Consider the following 20,150-nt stretch of genomic DNA (forward strand, 5'->3'; position numbering starts at 1 on the left):
AACCGGTAATCACTTTATAGGCCAGCAACTCGGGTTCCAGTGTTTTTCATCGGCAAGAGACAATCTTCCTGCTGATGAACAGATGTGCTCCGGCAATACTCCCAACAACGCCGATGACAGCGCTTCCTGCAGCTCCTCACTAGTCCTCGCTCCAGTCAGCACTGTTGATATTTGAGAACTGGAAAGACAGTACCTGGTTGCAAAAGAAGGCAGATCTTCATATGAAATCCCGAAAAGCTTAACCAGCTCATCGACCCTTTCACGAAGGAATTTCAATTCTTCAGGTAACCATTGTGCCTTTGGCGACAAGACACCCTTGAGCAGCGCCGAGCGGCACATTACGGCAATTCCGGCAGAATAGGCTGCGGGGAATACCCTGTCTGCCATCCGTTGATCAAGAATACTGAAAGCTACCTGGAGCGACTCATATTCACCGGCAGCTATAACAGCCAGAGCCTCATCCACGGTATATACAGTTGCGCCCAAACAACGAACTCTGCCTGTTTTCTTTATTGCTGAAAGAACCTCGGTTATGGGAGTCTGAGCGAGCGTTTCGACTGTAGCATTATGTATTTGCAGAATATCCACATAATCGCGACGAAGCTTCTCCAGGCTGGATTCGAGCGACGACTCCAGAATGATCTTGAGTTCATTCTCGGAAGAGATGCCAGGGGGTATTGTAATTTTTGTGGCAAAAATAGCGTCCTTCTTCGCCCCGAGAGCTAGGCCGAGCAGCCGCTCGCTCTCCCCATATGCAGGAGCGGTGTCATACAAATTAATCCCCGACTCTAAGGCTTCCTCAAGCAGATGAATCGCTTCCTGTTCATCCGGCCGACCAAAACCACCCGGCGTTTCTATACCATAGTCAACGCCAAGAGATACGGTGCCGAACGAAATTTCAGATACAGATAATCCGGTTTTCCCGAAAGGTCGATAATTCACAACCGGTGTCCTTCTGTTTTGGCTGAGGTCAACCGGTAAAAGCCGCGTCGCGCAACTGGCCCATTGAGACGCTCCTTAATATCATTTTTATCAATGGCCTCTTTTAACAGTGCGAAGACCTCAGACACTGTTCTCATGTATGACGAAATATCCTCCTTCTTATGGGCAAAGGAAGGCTTGAACTGGTTGAAGGCCAGGTAACCACGTTCAAGCATAAGCTGAATAAACAGAGTGGTCAGTGCAACCTCTTCAGGGTGCTCGAAACTGAAATGGTTAAGACTGGGAAGTCCGCTGGCGTGAAGCTTAATGCCCGCTTCATGTGCAGCATCCTCCCATCCTTTCATGACAGAAGTACCAATCTCGATAAGGTGGGCGGCCACGTTTTCCTTCCGGTACTTTTTGATGGTCGCGATTGACGCGGACGGCCCAATCCGTTCAGTCCAGTTGGTACTACTGATAAAAGTCGATTGGACAGATTCCATTACTTCTGAAGTTCCGATAACCGCCGACATGGCATATCCGTTGGCCATCGCCTTGGCAAACACCGCAATATCAGGATTTACCTTTTGTAACAAATGAATGCCACCCGCGGTCATTCTGAAGCCGGTGGTTATCTCGTCAAAAATAAGAACCGCACCGGTAGATGTTGCTATTTCTCTGACTTCCGTAACAAAATCATCTTCAGCATAGGTCTCGCGGCCCGGCTCCATAACAATGACGGCCAGATCTTTTCCATAGCGGGAGACAATATCTTTCAACTGATCAATTTGATTGAAATGAAAAGGAAATGCTGTATTTCGCAGAGAAGAGGGAACGCCCGCCGGATCCAGGCCAGGCATCAAATGACCATCAAGACTGTTATCAGCGCCGAGATTTGCTGCGAGATACCAGTCAGTCCAGCCGTGATACCCGCAAAAAGCCACCTTTTCTCTGCCTGTATGCGCCCTGGCTATGCGAATGGCAAGAGACATGGCCTCTCCGCCGGAACGCGCATACCTGACCATGCTGGCCCAGGGATGAAGCTCACACAGAAGCTCAGCAAGCTCAACCTCTTCAGGCGCATTCAGTGTGCACATTACTCCATTATCGATTGCAGACTTTGCAGCTGCATCTACATCCGGGTCGCCATACCCTAGTATGCAGGCGCCTACTCCCATGATACTCATATCTATGAAGCTATTTCCATCCAGATCCGTTACCGTGATTCCTTTGGCACTTTGGTAGTAGGCAGGCCACTGTTCAGGCAAAAACATTTCCGGCCGCTTGGAAAGAAGTTGGGTACCCCCCGGAATAATACCCTTTGCCCTATCATACAGTTTCTGTCCTGTTCCCATATCCAGTCTCCTATTTTTCGGTTTTTCCGGCCTGCCAGACCTTTTCATATTCTTCCTTGCCGATGAAATCACTATTCATCTCGCTCAGGTCAGGTCGTTCCTTTAACAGAGTGATAACATCATCCATCAGAAAAACGTGATTGTCAGAATATAACGTCTCATAAATTTTCGTAACCAGAGCAAAGTCAGCATCGTTGTCTACAGTCCAGCGAAAATGAGAATAATCGCCACAATCGCACATCAGGAAACCTGTTCTGAAAATATCTTTATTGCGCCAGATGTATGGGGTTACATGTTCCCGATCACTGCCATGTGTCGCCTCTTTCCAGGCTTTTTCCAGAGAAGCGAAACTGAAGCATTCCGCATCAAGCCCGTCAGGAAACCGGCCCTGTTCAAGATACAGAGCCCCGGCCCCGGTTGCGACACCGATATGATCATGATTGCCCTCCCGGTACATTCTGATGAGTTTTCCGATTATAACTGGATCGGCAAACGGACAATCACCCGTTATGCGAAGTACCGGATCGGCATTATGCTCCTTTGCTGCTCGGTAAAATCTGTCCAGCACATCCGTTTCGCTGCCACCGAAAAAGGGAATTCCGTTTTCTGAGCAGAATTGCCTGATCTGTTCGTCCGCGGAGAGATCTGACGTTGCAACTACAACTTCGTCAACCCCCTCGGCTTTTCTCACCCGGTTAACAATATGCCAGAGCATCGGCTTGCCTAAAACACTCTTCAAAACCTTGCCGGGAAGCCTCGTTGACCCCATTCTGGCCTGTATTATCGCAACAGTAGCCATATTCTACCCCTTGTAGTTTATTCTCACATGCTTTAAAGGCCTTAAACCATCTTCAGGGTCGGCGCGCCAGTCCCTGTCAGGGAGTTCCTTAGGAGAAGGTTTCTTGATACCGTCTCCGTCTGCACCCTCACCTGTTCTTACGTCGGCAATAAGAGACGCAATCTGCTCCGGCAACCAGCAGTGCCCGGCATTAAACTCATCTCCAGCGCCATCAAGATCCAGGTGGAATTCAACGGTACATGCACCCCAGCGATTGATCGCTCTATTGACGACCCCAGTTGAGACAGAGTGGTCAGACCAGCCAACGGAACAACCTGTTGCCGATCTAAGAGTCTCTATTACGGAAAGATTACATTCGTCCACTGGTGCAGGATACCCGGAAACACAGTGGAGCAAAGTAAGATCCAGACATCCGGCGTTTCTGAGCACAGTCACTGCTCTACTCACTTCATCCAGCGTAGCCATCCCAGTGGACAAGATTACCGGTTTGCCGGTCTTTGCACATTTAACCAGCAGATCATTCCAGAGCAGTTCATATGATGCGATTTTGAGAAAATCCACAAACGGCAGCAGTTCATCCACCGCTTCCAGGTAAAAGGGGGTACATGAAAACTGGATATTTTTTTCCCGGCAGCGACCGGCAATATCAGACAGAAACGACACAGGGAGCTCCCACTCTTTCCTGCGACGTAACTGCTCATTTACTGACAGCACCTCAGGAGCAAACAGTTCTTCAATCTTGAATAATTGGAACTTGACCGCATCACAGCCAATATCAGCAGAGCAATCAATAAAATCCAGACACCGCTTGAGATCGCGGCTGTGATTACTTGAAACCTCGGCAATAAATTGAACTCCCATTCACTCCCCCTGCTACGGCTAAAGATTTCCCGCGAAATTCAAACAAAAACGATCTTCAAACCAGCAACCACACTATCCTGTTGTGCTTCGGTCATTGCCGGGAACATCGGCAGGCTTATAGCAGCAGAATAGTATTTTTCCGCCTCAGGAAACATCCCTTCGGCAAAGCCCATTTGACGGAAATAGGGCTGGGTGTGTACCGGTATGTAATGAACATTGACCCCTATCTTTGCAGCTCGCATGGCATCAAATACCTGTCTTCTGCCGATTACCGTCTGTTTGGAATCCGCACGAACCACATAAAGGTGATACGCAGAATAGCCGGTGCCATCTTGCCAGGGAAGAATTAGCGGCATCCCGGCCAACAAGCTGTTGTAACGATGAGCCAATGCATGACGCCTTGCCACAAACTCATCAATTCGCCGCATCTGGCTGGCCCCAAGAGCCGCCTGCATATCAGTCATGCGATAGTTGTAGCCTAACTCAACCTGTTGATAGTACCAGTCACCATGGCTCTCTCCCTGCATCAAAGCGGGATCCCGCGTTATTCCATGGCTGCGCAACCGCACCAAACGCTCATGAAGTTCCCGATTATTGGTGGTTACGACTCCGCCTTCACCGGTGGTGACGATCTTCACCGGATGAAAGCTGAATACCGTCATGTCGGCATAGCGGCAGTTGCCAACCGGCTCACCCTGATACTTCCCACCGATTGCATGCGAAGCATCCTCAATAGTCTTAAATCCGTATCGTGAGGACAACTCAGCTATTCGTGCCATTTCACAAGGCTGACCGGCAAAGTGCACCGGAATGACAACCTTGGGCAAACATCCCGCATGTTCTGCCTTGATCAGTTTTTCCTGCAACGCATCGACACTCATGTTGTACGTTCGCGGATTAATATCCACAAAGTCAACACGAGCGCCACAGTAAAGGGCGCAGTTGGCTGATGCCACAAAGGTATTGGGTGAAGTCCAGAGAGTGTCGCCAGAACCGAGGCCGGCAGCGAGACAGGCGATATGCAGAGCGGAGGTGGCACTATTAACTGCAGTAGCATGACTAACGCCGCAATAATCGGCAATGGTGCGCTCAAACAGCTCAACCGAAGGCCCCTGAGTCAGCCAGTCGGACCGCAGCACATCTACCACTGCCTGAATGTCATTTTCAGAGATTGATTGTCTTCCGTAGGGGATGAACTCTTTTGTCATTTCACTCGTTCTTTCGAGCTATGATAGATCAACATTTAAACTCGGGATCCACATGCAACCTTACCAGCTCCCGAATCTGTTCCACTGTAAGCCATTCATTGTTTTCACCACTGTTATAACGAAATCCAGGTTTACAGGGTTTGCCATTGTAGGTTTTTATAAACTTGTTTACATCCCAAAGAGGGTATGAAGGAAGAATCACGTAATAGTCTTTAAACTCGATACAATTTAAGGCATCCGTTTCAGTAATCATCTCTTCGTGAACCTTCTCACCGGGGCGAATGCCAACTACCTCTCTCTCACTGCCGGGCGCAAGCGCGTCAGCAAGCTCCAGAATCCGATAACTTGGAATTTTAGGGATAAAGATTTCTCCGCCCCACATAACATCTAGAGCAAACAATACTAATTTAACGCCATCTTCCAGGGTGATATTGAAACGAGTCATACCTTCATCGGTAATTGGAATAGCTCCTTCACTACGCCTTTTCAGAAAGAATGGGATAACGCTCCCGCGGCTTCCCATTACATTGCCATACCGCACTACCGAGAAGCTCAAATCACGCTTGCCACGATAGTTATTTGCCGCAGTAAAAAGCTTGTCCGAACAGAGCTTCGTTGCACCATAGAGATTAATCGGCGCTGCTGCCTTGTCAGTGCTGAGCGCAACTACTTTTTTCACACCAGTAGCAATTGCCGCTTCAATAACATTTTGAGCACCGAGGATGTTGGTTTTCACCGCCTCAAAGGGGTTATACTCGCAGGCTGGAACCTGTTTTAGCGCAGCAGCATGGATCACAACATCAATCCCCTCGAACGCTCGGATCAGGCGATCCTTGTCACGCACATCTCCAATGAAATAACGAATTGCCGGGTACTCCGACTCAGAAAAAACCTGACTCATTTCATACTGTTTCAGTTCGTCGCGGGAATAGACAACGAGACGTTCAACCTGAGGATAATTCGCCAAAATTGTTTCTACGAATTTTTTACCAAATGAACCGGTTCCGCCGGTCACAAGAATAGAGCGGTAATTCATCATACGATATCCTTTTCTGGTTGTGTGAAGGTTCCATCAATCTCAGGCAGCTGCGCTTCAGGAGGAGTCGCTTCCATGACTGCTTTGTCTTGCACCCATTTGGAAAACAGATCGATATTAGCTACGATATATGGATAGAGCACATCGGTAATATAGGTGATGTCCCGTTTGCATTGCTGAACGTATCGTCCGAAGTTTTCAACCACATGCACTGCACGCTCTGCGGGAAGTATCTCAGCATGCACCTGGGCCATGCCGTTGCCGAATATTGCCGTCTCCAGCATATTGAGTGGGGTTATAAAGGTGCGATAAAAATCGTTTCTGGCTATGTTGTTGAAGATTTTGTCCAGGCGTTTGAAATCTTCCTCTAATTGGCGCGGATTGCGATAAGCAACGTGCTGATTGATTTCAGCAATGATCTTCTCCATATCAGAGATGCGGCGTTTCAAATGCACAAGACTGGTGCTCATCCGTTTTCTACGTTCTAGCAGATACTTGAGGCTGTAGCTGCCCGGCTTGATCTTATCCAGCCAATTTTCATCAACTACACGGTCAGTGAGGCGGTCCATCATAAGCGAATTCAGTTCAACGAAAGGCGCACCAGCTATTTTCGCACCACCTTTGGTTGTGTTGATAACCTTTACATCGGGATATCTGCAGATCATCATTTCTATGCATTTTCTAAACAGATAATATATTTTATTTGTTTGCATCTCATTACCGTACACATCCTCAATAGTACGGACATCGGCCAACTCGCTGTCAGTCGCCATATGATCACGGTTACCCCCACCTTGGCCATAACTTATCCCCTGAGCATAGTTCTGGTTATTTCTAAAACCCAGGTTCTGGCCCACCAGAATAACCGGGTTAAACCCCAAAAGGCCAAGGAGTTGAAGAGAGGTAATAGCAACCGTCGGGGCGTCATTGACCACGCCAAGAGGGGCACCATCTTCGCTCTTCAAGAAGAATGGAGATACGGGATCCTTGTCCATGGCCATAAAGAGTTGCGGCCCAGGATAGGTGCGCACCGTTTCAAAACCAACAGACGTGCCGTATATATGAGGAATTGTGGTAATGTTTTGTTCGATAATCTCGGTAAACGTATATTGCGTCGGCTCCCCGGGATCCATGGTAATTGCCGCATGCGGTTCAATGCCGTTTGCAACCAAACCTTTGACAGCCGAACCCACGGCAAAGATATAAGCAGTCCCTTCCTGTCTGATACGGCGGAGGTTTTCGTACTCATCCTCAAGTGAAGGGCCAGCTGCTACCAGTATCGCCGGTTTGCCACTGAACATTCCGGGTTCATGATTTAAGATATTGCGCACATAAAGATTGGAGACCAAATTGATCATACTGTTGATCGTCCAACGTTTTTCAAAAGCCAGAGTTGTATAGCGATTAGACCTGATCAGATTTATTGAGTCGACAAAAAATGTCGAGAATCTCTCGAATTCCTTACTGAACAAGCGTTGATATGCCGGAAGTGTCACAAAGAACGGCCGGTCGTGATAACGGTTGAAGAAATCAATGGTGTATGACTCTTCGAGCTCAGGGTTAAAGACAATATACAAGCTCTTCATCCGCCGCAACGGCAGATCGTCGAGCCGGCGGGACATCAGATAATGGCAGAAGACATGCGGATTGGGCTCATAAAGCGTGAAAAACATGTCAGGATGATCGTTGAGGAATTCTTCGATATGGTACCCGAGTCCTACTCCATAGAAAAATACGTGGTTATACGGTGAGGTGTCACTTTCACGAAGTTTTTGGGCAAAAACCTTTGCCTCATGCAACGGATCATAGGTGCTATGGATAGCGGTTGTGGCGCCATCCTTCTCGTAAACCAGCGTGGGGATGCCGCTTTTCGACACCTGTGTTTTGAACGAAGAGCCATCCAACTCATCCATAAATGGCTTAAGCGTTTTCCAGATGGTAGCATTCAGTCGCTTCAGAGTAGCTATATTGTCAATGAGTGACATTGTTATGTCTCCTCACCATGCCCTGCACTGTGGCATGCAGTTTTTCGAGAAAATCCACCAATTCGTAGTTCATGATATCTGCCATCAGGGTATAGTCATTCAGTGTCGCTGCTTGCTTGAGATTATCAAGGTGCAGGCCGATGGACTCACCAAGGCTGGAAATCCCTTCGGTCTCGCCAAAAAATTCTGGAGCTGAGATCATCGAATTTATAATACCGAGCAGAGAGTTGATCCCGTTGATGCAGGCTTCAAACCTGAACCAGGTATCGTCGTCAGGACGGCCATAAAACTCATCAGCAACCTCTTTCAGTGTCGGCGTTGCCTTTTCCAGAAAGGTATCCAGGACACTCATCACCTGCTCGAAATACTGATTGGCAGTCAGAAAGATCACCTCAACATCACTAATACCAGTGACATTTTCGACAAGATAATTCTGCGGTGCATCGGTCACTTCAACACCATCGACAACCAAGTGACTGAAGTAAACTCCGAAATCCTTCATGGAGCTGTCAATACGTGAAAACAGTTCGTCCACGCCTTGTGTGGTGTTTGCCACTTCAAATTCTATATTTGATATGGTTACATGCATGCAGTCTCCTTGCTCCTCCCTGATTGCGATAGTCAATATTTTTACTAGGCGACAGTGCGAGCCATCGGCAAAAGAGGGTAGGCTATCATCAATTTATCAGGCGCTTACCGTCAGAGTGCCAGGCTCGGCAACCGGCTTGGTCCCATCATTATCAGGCTTTTCCATGAGACCGGCAGCGATATTCTGGTTAATGCTGATGACCGCAGATAGCAGTTCAGGAGCCGGGTTCATCAAGACCTCGATCAGGCGTCGATCGATAAAAATACTTAGGTTCAGGATGTTCTCTTTTATCTCGGAAGGGAAAGGGTTTTCCGGGTCAGACAGTTCTGCCTGAAAAAAAGTCCATACCCGCTGGTTAAAAGTCACGGCTGCGTCGAAACGCTCGTCGTGGCCCTCGGTACCCCATTGAGTCTGGCACTCCTTGAGCATGTTGGCAGCACGGTTCAGTACTGCCGCCTCCAGTGCCCTGCCGGTGAGCCCATCTTTCTGCATTGCAGCATAAGTATTAAACGCGGCCTTTTGCATGATCCAATAACTCCTTTTCATAGGCGATCATCTTTTTTGCCACTTTCAGTGCCTTGTAATATTCAGCCACCAGGATATGCTCCCCAATCTCATCGATAAAGGGGATCATGGTTTTGACTGCATCGGTCAGCTCTCCTACCTGTTTCCAGTAGATCGCATGATAGCGCGCTAGGTTCTGTTCATCTAGGTACATGAGCTGCACGGTCAGATAGATCCTCTTGCACGGGGTATCGGCATCCTCCTCCTTGACAATGTCCTTTTCCCGCAGCACCAGGACATTGTTCTCGACGAAAAAGGTAGCCGGCTTGTCCCCGTTCTGGATGACAGCCCCACCCAGTATCATCTTCTCATGCGGCTTCAATGCTATCTTGAGAGACATGAATCAGCTCCTTCAAAATTTTGGAGAAGGTCACGATTTTGACCTGAGATAAACTGACATGCTTTCTTCACTTAACAACCTGAAATCTTTATAATTTACAGCGGCAGCATCGATAATCCGACTAATTAAAAACAAAAACAGGGTGAAGATTGCACGAGCCGTGCCGCCTTCACCCTGTTTGATCTACAGCCACTTCTTTGTCTAAAGGCCTTTGAGTACCTCGCTGAAACGAGTGGCAATTGGTAACTGCTTGGCAGCGAGCTGTTGAGCCGTAGACTGGCTAAGCAGGACAGCCGACTGCTCTGATCCCTGAGGAGACAAGCCAAGCTGCTTCTCCAGCGCTGAGCGCCTGCCGGCAAGGCCGGCCTGCATGGTACTCACTGCGGAAAGTGCCGCACCAACTTCGGTATCGGTCGCCTCAGCCGGACCGGACGGAACAAGGGGAGCGATAATGACCCCTTTGAACATGTCGGCCCAAATCTTGGTCGCCTCCCCCTTGGACGGATCCGGGGGAATGGTCATCGCCTCGATCTGATCGCGGATACTGCTGATGCTCATCAGATACTGGACGCGTTTCTCACTCCCATACGGGAAAGGAGGGTAGCTCTTGACAATGCTGCTGAGCGCCTCTTTCATCTCCTCCAGTTTCTTATCAACGGCAGCAGAGACATGAACAGTCCGTGCCTGGGCTGACCGCGTGGTATTGTCTTCCTGGATGGAGTTGAGACGAAGCGCGCTTGTAGCATCGCTGCTATTTTCGGTGACATCCGTCTTCTGCCATGGAGCTAGCGCCTTGAGCGAAGAAGACTGAGATGATTGCTGCTGGTCAACGGTTTGAGAGGTTTTTGTAGTGGCAGCGGCTTGTGCCGCAGTGTTGGCCATGTTCGTTACAGCCTGATCATTCTTGAGCGGTTGTATTGTCATGGGTTTTTTCCTCCCGCCTCGGGAGTTGCCCTGGTCAGCCATCGGGTTATGACTGCTACAGGTAAATCCGGGAGGGGGCGTTCTGCCCCCTCCCCATCATGCCGCCGGCATGCCGGTCGGCCCATTGGTTACTAGAACAGTCTCAGAACTGCCTGAGCTGCGTCTGATGCCATCTTCAGTGAGGTTGTGCCCAACTGCTGACGGGTCTGCAGCATCAGCATGTTGGCGCCTTCCTCGTTCATATCGGCCAGTGTCAGGTTATCAGCGCCCTTGAGCAGGGTGTTGACCATACCGTCTGTGAAGTCCTGACGAATGGTAACAACGCTCAGGTTAGAAGCGAGGTTGGACGACTGGGTTCGCAGGGTGTTGATAGCAGTATTGAGCTGATTAACCGTATTATCGATGCCGGTATCGTCTGCCCAGCCGCCGGTAACTGCCGCGGTGGTGGTGGTAATCTGGAACTGGACTGCAGCACCGGTTGCAACGCCGGAGGTAAAGGTCACAGTATTGCCGGTTACACTATAGCTACCAGTAGCAACGGCTGTCCCACCTACAGTCACGGAGGTAATTGCCTGGTTTGCCCCCAGCGCAGTTGTCCCGGAGAATACGGTCTGGTTGGTGCTTACCATTCCGCCGCCGGCAACGAAACCGGTGTTGTATTTATATGTAACTGTCCCGGAAGGAGGAATATCAGTGGCATTAAATACAATCTGACCGGTAGAGAGGGTATAGGTTCCAGTGGCAGCATAAACACCATCGACAAAAACCTCTACACCAGATGGAAGAGACTGAAGGCCTGAAGCAGTATCAGTTCCAGCAAGGTTGAAGGTAGTCAAGTTTGTTGCTACTGCACTGCCAGTGGCCATGTGAGAAGCGACAGCAATGTCAAAGGAGATGGCTGCGCCTGTCGGGAATGTGCCAGTGGCTACGCCCGAGAAGTTAACTGTGTATGTGCCCGATGAATCATTTGCAATTGAAGCTTGTGCAGCAGCCAATGTACCGGCAGCACCTGTTACGCCATTGATATAAACTGCAGTAATAGTAATCATACCGGACGCCAGCAGGTTAGACCCGGTATTTCCAGCCGTTACGGCAGCCAAATCAATTGTAAACTGCTCTACACCGCTATTAATGTTTCCACCGCTGACGACAACAGCTGTTGAGCCGACATAATAGGTAGATGATGCGATTGCTCCTGCCGGCAAACCGGCAGCAAGTGTCGCAGAGTGGGTAGCCACATTAGGTACGCCGGTTGCGGTGAAGCTGTCGCCCACTGCGCTGGAAGTGGTAGATGCAACAGCAACAGTTACCTGGGTTATCCCCATGCCGGTTGAAGAGGCGTTGAAACCGGAGACCGTGAGAGATGACCCACCGTTTTCATTAAAAAGGACAGTAAGATTGTCAGTGTTAAGGAAGTTTTTCCCTTTGTAGCCAGAGTCCAGGGCCAACTGATCGATCTGCGAACGGATGGTGTTGAACTGCTGGGCCAAGGTATCGCGGTTGGCGGTGTCGGCGGAACGGGCAGCCTGGGTAAGACCTTTGGCAGCTTCGATAAGGGCTGTGATAGCTGTGATCCCTTTGTTAGCGGCCTGCACGCCCTGCACAGCCTCGGTCATGCCGTCTTTACGAACGGTAAGGTCAGCGGCGCGCTGAGTATGGCTCTGCGCTGCGAAGAAGTTGGTCGGGTTATCGAGAGCGGTGTTGACCTTTTTGCCGGTTGAAAGACGATCTTGGGTTCTGTTGAGAAGGGTGGTGGTGCTCTGGAGGGAAATCAGGTTGTTCCGCATCCCTGCGGTCAAGGAAATGTCGTTAAGTGCCATGGTGAAGCTCCTTTTCTGGAATTCGGTCTCGGCATTCTGCCGGCCGGTTGTCCCCATACGGGGTGCATGCAAGTGATTATGTCAGGCCTTCTTTTCTGTGATGATCCTCCTTTCCGGCCTTTTTAATCGTTTTTAAGGATTCATTGTTTAACCTTTATCGACACCCTTTCTGAAATCTTTAGAAAAAAATTTACCATTTGAATATATTTTTTCACTTAATGAATTCTCAGTGCACGTCGATATGAACTAAGCACAGAGATGGAATGAGCACAGATCTTGCTTTACCCCCCTTTGTGCTATGAAGACCTGAAGAGCAGAGCCTGGCGGTTGTTACCGGCGGGCCCTCCGAAGGCCTTGCACCTGCCTTTGCAGACATTGTCAAAAATATGAAAGCAATAGAGAGGCGTCAGCGCTTTGACAGAAACGAACAGTATCTACAGCGCCTACCTGAGGCCGCAGCATCAGATCAGGGTTGGCTTCCAACTCCCAGACAACAACGTGGTTGACCTCAATGCCGTCGTATTATCCATAGACGGCAGCGTGCTCCACCTTGAGACATTCGGCAGCAGCACCGAGCAACTCGCCCAAGTGCCTGAAGGATCGCCAGCGATCATCCTCAGCAGTGAAAACTGGGCATTTTGCCGCTGTCAAGGTGTGCTTGAAGCGACTGTCGCCAGAAACTTCACGATAAAGCTGCGGGGAGAGCCGGAGATCCAGCAACGGAGAGAGCATTTCCGGATGGATGTATTCATCCCCATACTCTATTCGATGCCTGATGAGCAGCAGATCAACAGCGTGGAAGGGATCTGGAAGGCGCGCAGGATGATGGGCGAATTCATTGACCCGCCAAAGGTGGTTCCTTTTCAGGGGAGTTTCAAGGTGCTTAACTGGGACAATGGGCCTGATATCGAACCAAGCAGAATAAACCTTAGTGGTGGGGGGCTCAGGGTCAAGACTTCCGAGGCGTTCGAGTCCGGCACCTATCTCAATATCAGCATATTTCTACCACTTGCGTCGATCAAGGTGATTGACGCCGTTGTTTCGATAATCCGCTCCACCGAAATCCGCCTGACCCTTGACAACCGCCCGGCATTTTCTACTGCCATGAAGTTTGTCTTTCTGGCGGAACGCGACCGGGAAAATATCATCACCTATATTTTCAATGAGCAGCGCAACACCCTGCGCAACCAGTTCTGACAGCTCGATCAGCCTCAATCATGGAGCCATTAAGGTTCCATGGTCTCACTGCCGCCCGAAAGCAATACAATATCGACCCGCCGGTTCTTCGCTCTTCCTTCCGCAGAGTCATTGTCGGCCACCGGCCTGAACTCTCCGTAACCGGCAGCCGACATTCGCTCCGGCTCATAGCCATAGGCCTCTATCAGATATTGCACGATGTTGGTTGCCCTGCTGGTCGACAGCTCCCAGTTTGACTGAAATCTGCCGGACCGGATCGGGACATTGTCGGTGTGCCCCTCGACACGATAAGGGTTGGTGTAGTGGCTGAGTGATTCGGCAATCATCGCCAGCAGCTCCATGGAGTCCTTTTTCACGATATCGCTGCCGGAATTGAAAAAGCCTGCCTCTTTCAGGCTCACTGTCAGGCCCCGTTTGCCGATCTCAAGACCGACCTTGTCCTGAGCGCCTTTCTTAAGCAGATAGGCCTCGATGGACGCCTTTATTGCCAGAAGATCCTTTTCTTCCGCGTGCACCCGACCCTTGGCAATATCTTTGGGCTGTTTTCTCACCGGAGGAGGCATGACCTGGGGCTTGAGCGTCGGAATGATGCTGATATTGCCGGCGTCGATTACTGCCGGCTTCCCACCCAAGGATGTGGTGCTGTAACCGAAAGATTCGCGAATGGAGGCCATGACCTGCTCGACCTTTTTCTTATCGGTCTGCGACATTGCGTAGAGTGTAACAAAGACGGCAAACAGAAGCGTGATGAAGTCTGCGTAGGAGACCAGCCAGCGCTCATGGTTCGGTTCTTTTTCATGCTTTTTCTTTTTAGCCATGAGTGGTCGCTATTTCTTTTCCGGTGCGTGTGCAGGAATGAACGCCCTGAGTTTCTGTTCGATGAAGTGCGGGTTCTCCCCGTTTTGTATGGCGATGAGGCCTTCCACGACCATCTGCCTGCGGAGCAGCTCGCTCTTGATCCGGTGTTTGATCTTGGTACCGATCGGGAGGCAGAAGATGTTTGCCACCACGAGACCGTAGATGGTGGCAACAAAGGCAACGGCGATACCGGCCCCGAGCTTGGAGGTATCCGAAAGGTTACTCATAACAACGATAAGACCAAGTACCGCACCGATGATACCGATGGTAGGGGCATAGCCGCCGGCTGCTTCAAAAAACTCGGCGCTCCCTTTTTCATGCTCCTCGTATGAATCGATTTCGATCTCCATCGCCTCTTTCAGCTTCTGCGGGTCTATGCCGTCAACAACCAGAGAGATCCCTTTCTTGGTAAATGGATCTTTAATGCTCTGCGCCTCCTGTTCCAGGGAGATCAGACCGTTTCTTCTGGCCTTGGCCGCATAGCCGATCATATCTTTGATGATGTTCTCATGTTTTTCAGTAGGCATGAGAAAAGCCATCTTGACATCTTTGAAAGCCTTAAGGACCACCGGCAAAGGAAAGCTGACGAATGCAGCTCCGAAGGTGCCGCCACAAACAATGATGGCGGCAGTCGGCTGGATAAGGGCCTTGATACTTAACCCCTCTTCAAGTGCGCCGCCGATGATCCCGCCAAAGGCGAGAACAAGTCCGATAATAGTAGCTAAATCCATAAGTAGTCTCAGTTATCCCGGAAGTTTTTTAATTTTTTAATCCCGCTCCAGCCTGCAAAATGGACGATAGCTCTCAGCATTGCGCCGCTGCAGATATTTCAGGGAAGAGTCATGAGTGACTCGCCTTAACACCTGGGCCTGCATCGACATTATCCGATCAATAATAACTCTGGCTGGCTCAAGTACCAGGTAGCGATTCCCATTCGAAAGCGTCAGATGGGTGTCTGGTGCTTCCTCTATCGTCTCAATCAGGGAGTGATTAAGATAAAATTCGCTCCCGTTCAATCTGGTAAGTCGAATCATGCAATGCCCCTTAACATCATTTCAGATAGTCCAGAATCGAGATCTGCATAATCTTGGCAGTTGCCGAAAGAGTCGCCTCAAAAGCAGTATTCTGCTTGCTCAGCTCAACTGCGGCCTTGGTAGTATCAAGGTCCTGCCTCTCCGAAATCAGATCCTTCAAGGTGTTTTCGGTGCGAGTGTGCAGCTTTTCCGCTGAATCCAGGCGAAGGATCTTGCCCGCGACCTCGGCTTTGGCATCGTTCATCTGGTCATTGGACAGTTTCAGGTCGTTGACCCCTTTGAGGATTGATGCCGAATCGTTGTTCGCTATTGCGGTAATCAGGTTGTCAAGGGTCCGGATTATATCGATCCCAACCTGGGTTGCAGGAGGAACCGGATTCTGCAACTGGCCACGCAAAAGTTTCCCCCCGGAGATGTTCATGGCAAAAGATACGCCGTGATCGATCTCCACATTCAGCGCATCATCGGTGCCAAAGAACCCGGTATAATCCCGGTCAAAAGAAAGGGAGATGCCGTTTGCCGTTGCAGTCGGGGCATTGGAGATACTGATGGATGTCGGCGAATTGATGGCAGTAATCACTGTGTTGTCCGGGATTCCTGCCCCTCTGACCGGCATCCCCACCAACAGGCTTGCGGTGGAAAAAAGCCCAGTCAGTACCTTGCTTTGTGCTTGGGTGTTGCCGCTGATAGCACGTTCAAGGAGCACATTGGTCGCTGTTGCTGTCGCATTCTGGGAGAGGGTCACCGAGTGGGGATTTACTGCCGTAATGACGGTATCAGCCGGTATACCGGCCCCGGTGATCGGCATGCCGACGGTGAGGGTCGAGGTGTCAAAAATATTGCTCAGCGTTGCCGATCCTGCGGTCGTATCTCCGGACAACTTGATTGAGAACGGTGACCCGACGGCTGTCATGGTGACGGCATTGGACAGGGTTATGGTAGTGGCTGTTTTGGCCGTGATCGTTGTATTGGAAGGTATGCCCGGGCCGGCTACGGTCATCCCCACAGACATGTTGGTCGTGTCAAAGACATTGGAAACCGTGGTGCCTGGCGCGGCGGTCGAGATGTCACCTGTCAGCGGCAATGTAAGCGTGGAACCGGTTGCGGTCGCCGTTGCGGTTTTGTCAATAGTGAGTACGCCGCCAAAAGCGATATCATTGGCATTGGTGGTTGCTGTTGCGGGATTGGAGATCTCGATTACCCCATCAAAGGTCAGGGTGTCCGACCCGGCTGGAGCAGTATTGCTGCTCAGCTCAACCACACCGCCAAAGCTGAAGCCACCGGACCCTGCGGAGCTAGCAGGAGCTGAAAGGGTTATTTCGCCGGCCAAGGGACCGATGGCAGTGATGGTCGTGCCGGCAGCGATATTCGGCCCGGTAACCGTCATTCCGGGCTGAAGAAGGGCGGTGGTAGCACCCAGGCCCCCGAGCACATTTGAACCGGCGTTTATAGCGCCCCATATTGGTTGATTTGCCGGAGGATTATAAACAGCACTTATGGTTGTGCCTGCCGGAACGGTCGCAGCAGTTACCGGTAATCCTGCCACGAATCCGGCAGTATCTACAGAAACGATGGAACCACCGCCAGGACCAAGAATTCCTGAGATTGTCCCCGGCCTGACAACATTGGCCTGTACAACCGTACTGCCAGGCTGTATTCCGGTACCGGTCACCGGCATGCCGCTAGCCAACCCGGCAGGGGGAACGGGAAAGGTTATGTATTTGCTGCCGGACGTCCGGTCTCCGGCAAATGGCCCGGGCACGGCCGGGATTACTTGAGATATTTTCGTGTCTGACGGTATGCCGTTGCCGGCAAGTTGCATCCCAGGGGCCAGACCGTTCGTATTCATGGTTGTAACGGTATTGGTTCCGTTAGTGGTATTTGCGGCTATCGTACCGGCAGCAACCCCATCATTGCTGTAAGAAAGCATGACGCCGTCGATCGTCTGCAGCGAGGCTTTGCTGAGAGTGATCTGGTTCTTGGAATCCACTGACGCAATGGTTGTATTGGCCGGAATACCGGGGCCGCTCACCGACATTCCGGGCTGCAGACCGGTGGTGTCAAAGATATTGTAAACTGTGGCAATGCCAACATTGGTCTTGCCGGAAATGCTGTTGGGGATCGTGAAGGCCAGGGCGGTACCGGCCGATGTTGCCGTAGCAGCATTAGAAATGGTAATGGTCTTTGAATCAGCTGAAATCCCGGTAATGGTAGTGCCTTGCGGAATCCCGGCGCCGTTGATCTTCATGCCGACAGACAGGTTGCTCAGGTTGTTGACGTTTTTCAGCGTGGTGCTGCCGGTTTGCAAGTCTCCGGTTACCTGGGTATCCATGCCGAAAGTGAGAAAAGTGCCGACACCGGAACCGGCAATTGCCGCCTGAGACAGAGTAAGGGAGTTGGGTCCGTTGATGGCGCTGACCGTGGTGTTCGGCGGAATGCCCACACCGGTAACCGGCATCCCCACCATGAGACTGGTGGTGTCAACATTAGCCACTGCGGTACTTCCCACCACGGTATCGCTCTGCAGTGTCCAGACATCGTTCCGGAACGGGGCATTTTTGTTCTTGAACCCGCCAAAGATGTAATCGTCACCGACCTGGGTGTTGCCGAGGTCGATTAATTGCTTCTTGTATTCAGTAAGCTGATTGACTGCCATCTTGGTCAGGCTCTGGTCGTTGCTCCCGCCTAAAATATTCGAGACCGTCGATTTCGCCAGAGTGAGCAGTTCCCCCATGGTGGTCAGCGTTTGGTTGGTGACTGAGACCCAGATGTCGGCGTTCTTGATGTTCTTCACATACTGGTTGCTCTCTTTGAGCTTGTTCTCCAGATCGAGGATGTACCTGGTAGAAATCGGGTCATCGCTGGGCCGCAGGTAATTGAGCTCGGAGGCGATCTGCTCCTGGATACGATTCAGTTTTGCCCGGCCCTTTTGAATGTTATACAAGGCATTGTCTGCCGACATATTCTCAGTGATACGCATGGTGAAACTCCTTAACGAACCATGTTCAGGACAATATCCAGCATTTCCGTAGCAGCATTGATCATCTTGGCTGACCCCTCAAACGCTTTCTGGTACTTGATCAAGGTGGTAAGTTCCTCATCGAGAGAAACCGAAGAGGCCGATTGCCTGAGTGTTGACAACTGCTTGAGATAAGCATCACCTCTGGTGGTAACATTGGTGAAGCTCTGCGCTTGCAATCCCACCTCGCTGACCAGAGAAGAGTAATATCCCGCGACATTGGTAGCACCGACTGAAAACTCGCTGGTATTGGTCATGAGCTTGGCTATGGCCAGGGCATTCCTGTTATCTCCGGTAGCAGCGCCGGCACCGTAGAACTGGGGATCGCTTTGCCCTGCGGCAACATCGCGCGGATCGCTGATGTTCATGACAATAGCCGAAGACTTGCTGTAGCCGCCGGCTACCACCAGAGGCACAGTTGCGCCGGTAGCGCTTGCCGGCAGCGAAAGCTTGAAACTGGTGGGACTGAGAATCTCGGTAATAATGGCATTGGCTGGGATTCCGGCGCCGCTGACCGACATCCCGGTCCTTAAACCGGTCGTCTGGATGTTCGTAACCAGGTTACTGTTGAGCGTGGTATTGCCGTTCAGGGTGGCTGGATTAAATGGGGTGATCTGGAAAAAGTCGAGATTGGTCGATGTGGTCGAAAGTCCCCAACCAGCCTTGTGCAGCTCGTTTACCTGGCTGGCAATCTTATAGGCAAGCTCATCAAGCCTTCCCTGCATATCAGGCACTATGCCGTCTCTGACAAGAAATGTCCCCCCAAGCGCTCCCTGCTCACCGACCGTCCCATCCACCAGGCTTGAAATGTTTCGGTCGATGTTGTAATCCGGCGCAGCCGGGGGATTGCCCATCTGGGTTATATAAATATCGTTGAGCCCGTTTGCATTGGGGTGGGTGTACAGCGTACTGTAACTGCTGCCATTGACCAGCTGCTGGCCGTTGACAAGGCTGACCGCCAGCGAGCCGTTCGGCTCCTCAAAATAGGTAATGCCGACCTTTTCCGACAGCTGGCGCATCACCAGATCCCGTTTGTCGCGAAGTTCGTTGGCACTGGCACCGGAAGAGAGCTCAGTCATTTGAATCTGGTCATTCAATGAAGCGATAGTTTTGACCTTTTCCGAGATGTCACCAGTAATGGCCTCAAGTGAGTTGTCGGCATTTGACCTGACAGTTTCAAGACTCGAATTTATCTGATGAAAAGAGTCGAGCATGATCTGGGCACGGGCAAGGACCGTCTGACGCTCCGCCGTTCCCTGCGGCTTCGTGGCAAGATCACTCCATGAATCGAAAAAATCCTGGATCGTCTGGCCAAGCCCGCTCTCGGTCAGTTCGTTGAAGAGCGGTTCAATCTGGCTGAGGGCTGTCTCCTGGGCAAGATTCTGCTGATAGCCACTGCTTGCCGCCATCACCTGTTTCTGCAGCAGATCGTCGTAACTGCGCTGGATTCCCCCCAGTTGGACACCTGTCCCGAGGGAATACTTGTTGGCCGTACGCACCGGGGCTGTCTCCAGGACAACTCTCTGGCGGGAATACCCTTCGGTATTGACATTGGCGACATTTTCGCCGGTCACCTCGATAGCGAGCCGCTGCAAGGTTATGCCGGTAGTTGCCGCGTTGAAAATGTCGGATATGGACAT

At 50.9% G+C, this 20,150-nt stretch carries 18 protein-coding genes; 1 reads left to right on the plus strand and 17 read right to left on the minus strand.

Annotated elements, in window-relative coordinates:
* Positions 1-9: 9 nt before the first annotated feature.
* From KI809_RS06360 to KI809_RS20685, 12 genes are all read right to left on the minus strand, one after another.
* Positions 10-942, minus strand: a complete 933-nt coding sequence (locus tag KI809_RS06360; RefSeq protein ID WP_214170703.1) for an aldo/keto reductase — start codon at positions 940-942, stop codon at positions 10-12.
* The gene (locus KI809_RS06365; protein WP_214170704.1) at positions 939-2,276 is read right to left on the minus strand and encodes an aminotransferase class III-fold pyridoxal phosphate-dependent enzyme; all 1,338 of its coding nucleotides are present in this window, start codon (positions 2,274-2,276) and stop codon (positions 939-941) included. The genes KI809_RS06360 and KI809_RS06365 overlap by 4 nt, the downstream gene beginning before the upstream one ends.
* Positions 2,277-2,286: 10 nt before the next feature.
* Entirely contained in the window at positions 2,287-3,075 is a 789-nt protein-coding gene (locus KI809_RS06370; RefSeq protein WP_214170705.1) for a cytidylyltransferase domain-containing protein, read from the minus strand.
* A 3-nt stretch (positions 3,076-3,078) separates the two neighbouring features.
* Entirely contained in the window at positions 3,079-3,936 is an 858-nt protein-coding gene (locus tag KI809_RS06375) for an N-acetylneuraminate synthase family protein (RefSeq protein WP_214170706.1), read from the minus strand.
* 38 nt (positions 3,937-3,974) lie between these two features.
* Positions 3,975-5,144, minus strand: a complete 1,170-nt coding sequence (gene pseC, locus KI809_RS06380) for a UDP-4-amino-4,6-dideoxy-N-acetyl-beta-L-altrosamine transaminase (RefSeq protein ID WP_214170707.1) — start codon at positions 5,142-5,144, stop codon at positions 3,975-3,977.
* A gap of 28 nt (positions 5,145-5,172) precedes the next feature.
* Positions 5,173-6,183, minus strand: coding sequence for a UDP-N-acetylglucosamine 4,6-dehydratase (inverting) (gene pseB, locus KI809_RS06385; protein ID WP_214170708.1), 1,011 nt, complete (start codon positions 6,181-6,183; stop codon positions 5,173-5,175).
* Positions 6,180-8,165: a motility associated factor glycosyltransferase family protein gene (locus KI809_RS06390; protein ID WP_214170709.1), complete on the minus strand. Its 1,986-nt coding sequence runs from the start codon at positions 8,163-8,165 to the stop codon at positions 6,180-6,182. Before KI809_RS06390 ends, pseB begins: the two co-directional genes overlap by 4 nt.
* On the minus strand, positions 8,152-8,754 hold the full coding sequence (locus tag KI809_RS06395; protein WP_214170710.1) for a DUF8042 domain-containing protein: 603 nt from the start codon (positions 8,752-8,754) through the stop codon (positions 8,152-8,154). The genes KI809_RS06390 and KI809_RS06395 overlap by 14 nt, the downstream gene beginning before the upstream one ends.
* Positions 8,755-8,850: 96 nt before the next feature.
* A complete protein-coding gene (flaF, locus tag KI809_RS06400) occupies positions 8,851-9,279 on the minus strand; it encodes a flagellar biosynthesis regulator FlaF (protein WP_214170711.1) in 429 nt (142 codons plus the stop codon).
* On the minus strand, positions 9,260-9,658 hold the full coding sequence (locus tag KI809_RS06405; RefSeq protein ID WP_214170712.1) for a flagellar biosynthesis repressor FlbT: 399 nt from the start codon (positions 9,656-9,658) through the stop codon (positions 9,260-9,262). Before KI809_RS06405 ends, flaF begins: the two co-directional genes overlap by 20 nt.
* A 201-nt stretch (positions 9,659-9,859) precedes the next feature.
* Positions 9,860-10,582: a hypothetical protein gene (locus KI809_RS06410; protein ID WP_214170713.1), complete on the minus strand. Its 723-nt coding sequence runs from the start codon at positions 10,580-10,582 to the stop codon at positions 9,860-9,862.
* Positions 10,583-10,713: 131 nt separating this feature from the next.
* Positions 10,714-12,402 carry a flagellin N-terminal helical domain-containing protein gene (locus KI809_RS20685; protein WP_281416835.1) on the minus strand — a complete coding sequence of 563 codons (1,689 nt, stop codon included), beginning with the start codon at positions 12,400-12,402 and terminating at the stop codon, positions 10,714-10,716.
* 414 nt (positions 12,403-12,816) lie between these two features.
* On the opposite strand from KI809_RS20685, the gene KI809_RS06425 reads away from it, so the two are divergent.
* Entirely contained in the window at positions 12,817-13,599 is a 783-nt protein-coding gene (locus KI809_RS06425) for a PilZ-like domain-containing protein (RefSeq protein ID WP_214170714.1), read from the plus strand.
* Positions 13,600-13,628: 29 nt separating this feature from the next.
* Here the strand turns inward: KI809_RS06425 and KI809_RS06430 are convergent, their stop codons facing one another.
* From KI809_RS06430 to flgK, 5 genes are read right to left on the minus strand one after another with little or no spacing between them, the layout of a single operon-like run.
* Positions 13,629-14,417 (minus strand): OmpA/MotB family protein, encoded by a 789-nt coding sequence (locus KI809_RS06430; protein ID WP_214170715.1) that lies wholly within the window; start codon positions 14,415-14,417, stop codon positions 13,629-13,631.
* Between the two features lie 9 nt (positions 14,418-14,426).
* Positions 14,427-15,188 carry a flagellar motor protein gene (locus tag KI809_RS06435; protein WP_214170716.1) on the minus strand — a complete coding sequence of 254 codons (762 nt, stop codon included), beginning with the start codon at positions 15,186-15,188 and terminating at the stop codon, positions 14,427-14,429.
* A gap of 36 nt (positions 15,189-15,224) precedes the next feature.
* On the minus strand, positions 15,225-15,491 hold the full coding sequence (locus tag KI809_RS06440; RefSeq protein WP_214170717.1) for a flagellar FlbD family protein: 267 nt from the start codon (positions 15,489-15,491) through the stop codon (positions 15,225-15,227).
* A gap of 16 nt (positions 15,492-15,507) precedes the next feature.
* Positions 15,508-18,471, minus strand: coding sequence for a flagellin family protein (locus KI809_RS06445; protein ID WP_214170718.1), 2,964 nt, complete (start codon positions 18,469-18,471; stop codon positions 15,508-15,510).
* 11 nt (positions 18,472-18,482) lie between these two features.
* A complete protein-coding gene (gene flgK, locus KI809_RS06450; RefSeq protein ID WP_214170719.1) occupies positions 18,483-20,150 on the minus strand; it encodes a flagellar hook-associated protein FlgK in 1,668 nt (555 codons plus the stop codon).

The organism is Geoanaerobacter pelophilus, from assembly GCF_018476885.1.
Lineage (GTDB): Bacteria > Desulfobacterota > Desulfuromonadia > Geobacterales > DSM-12255 > Geoanaerobacter > Geoanaerobacter pelophilus.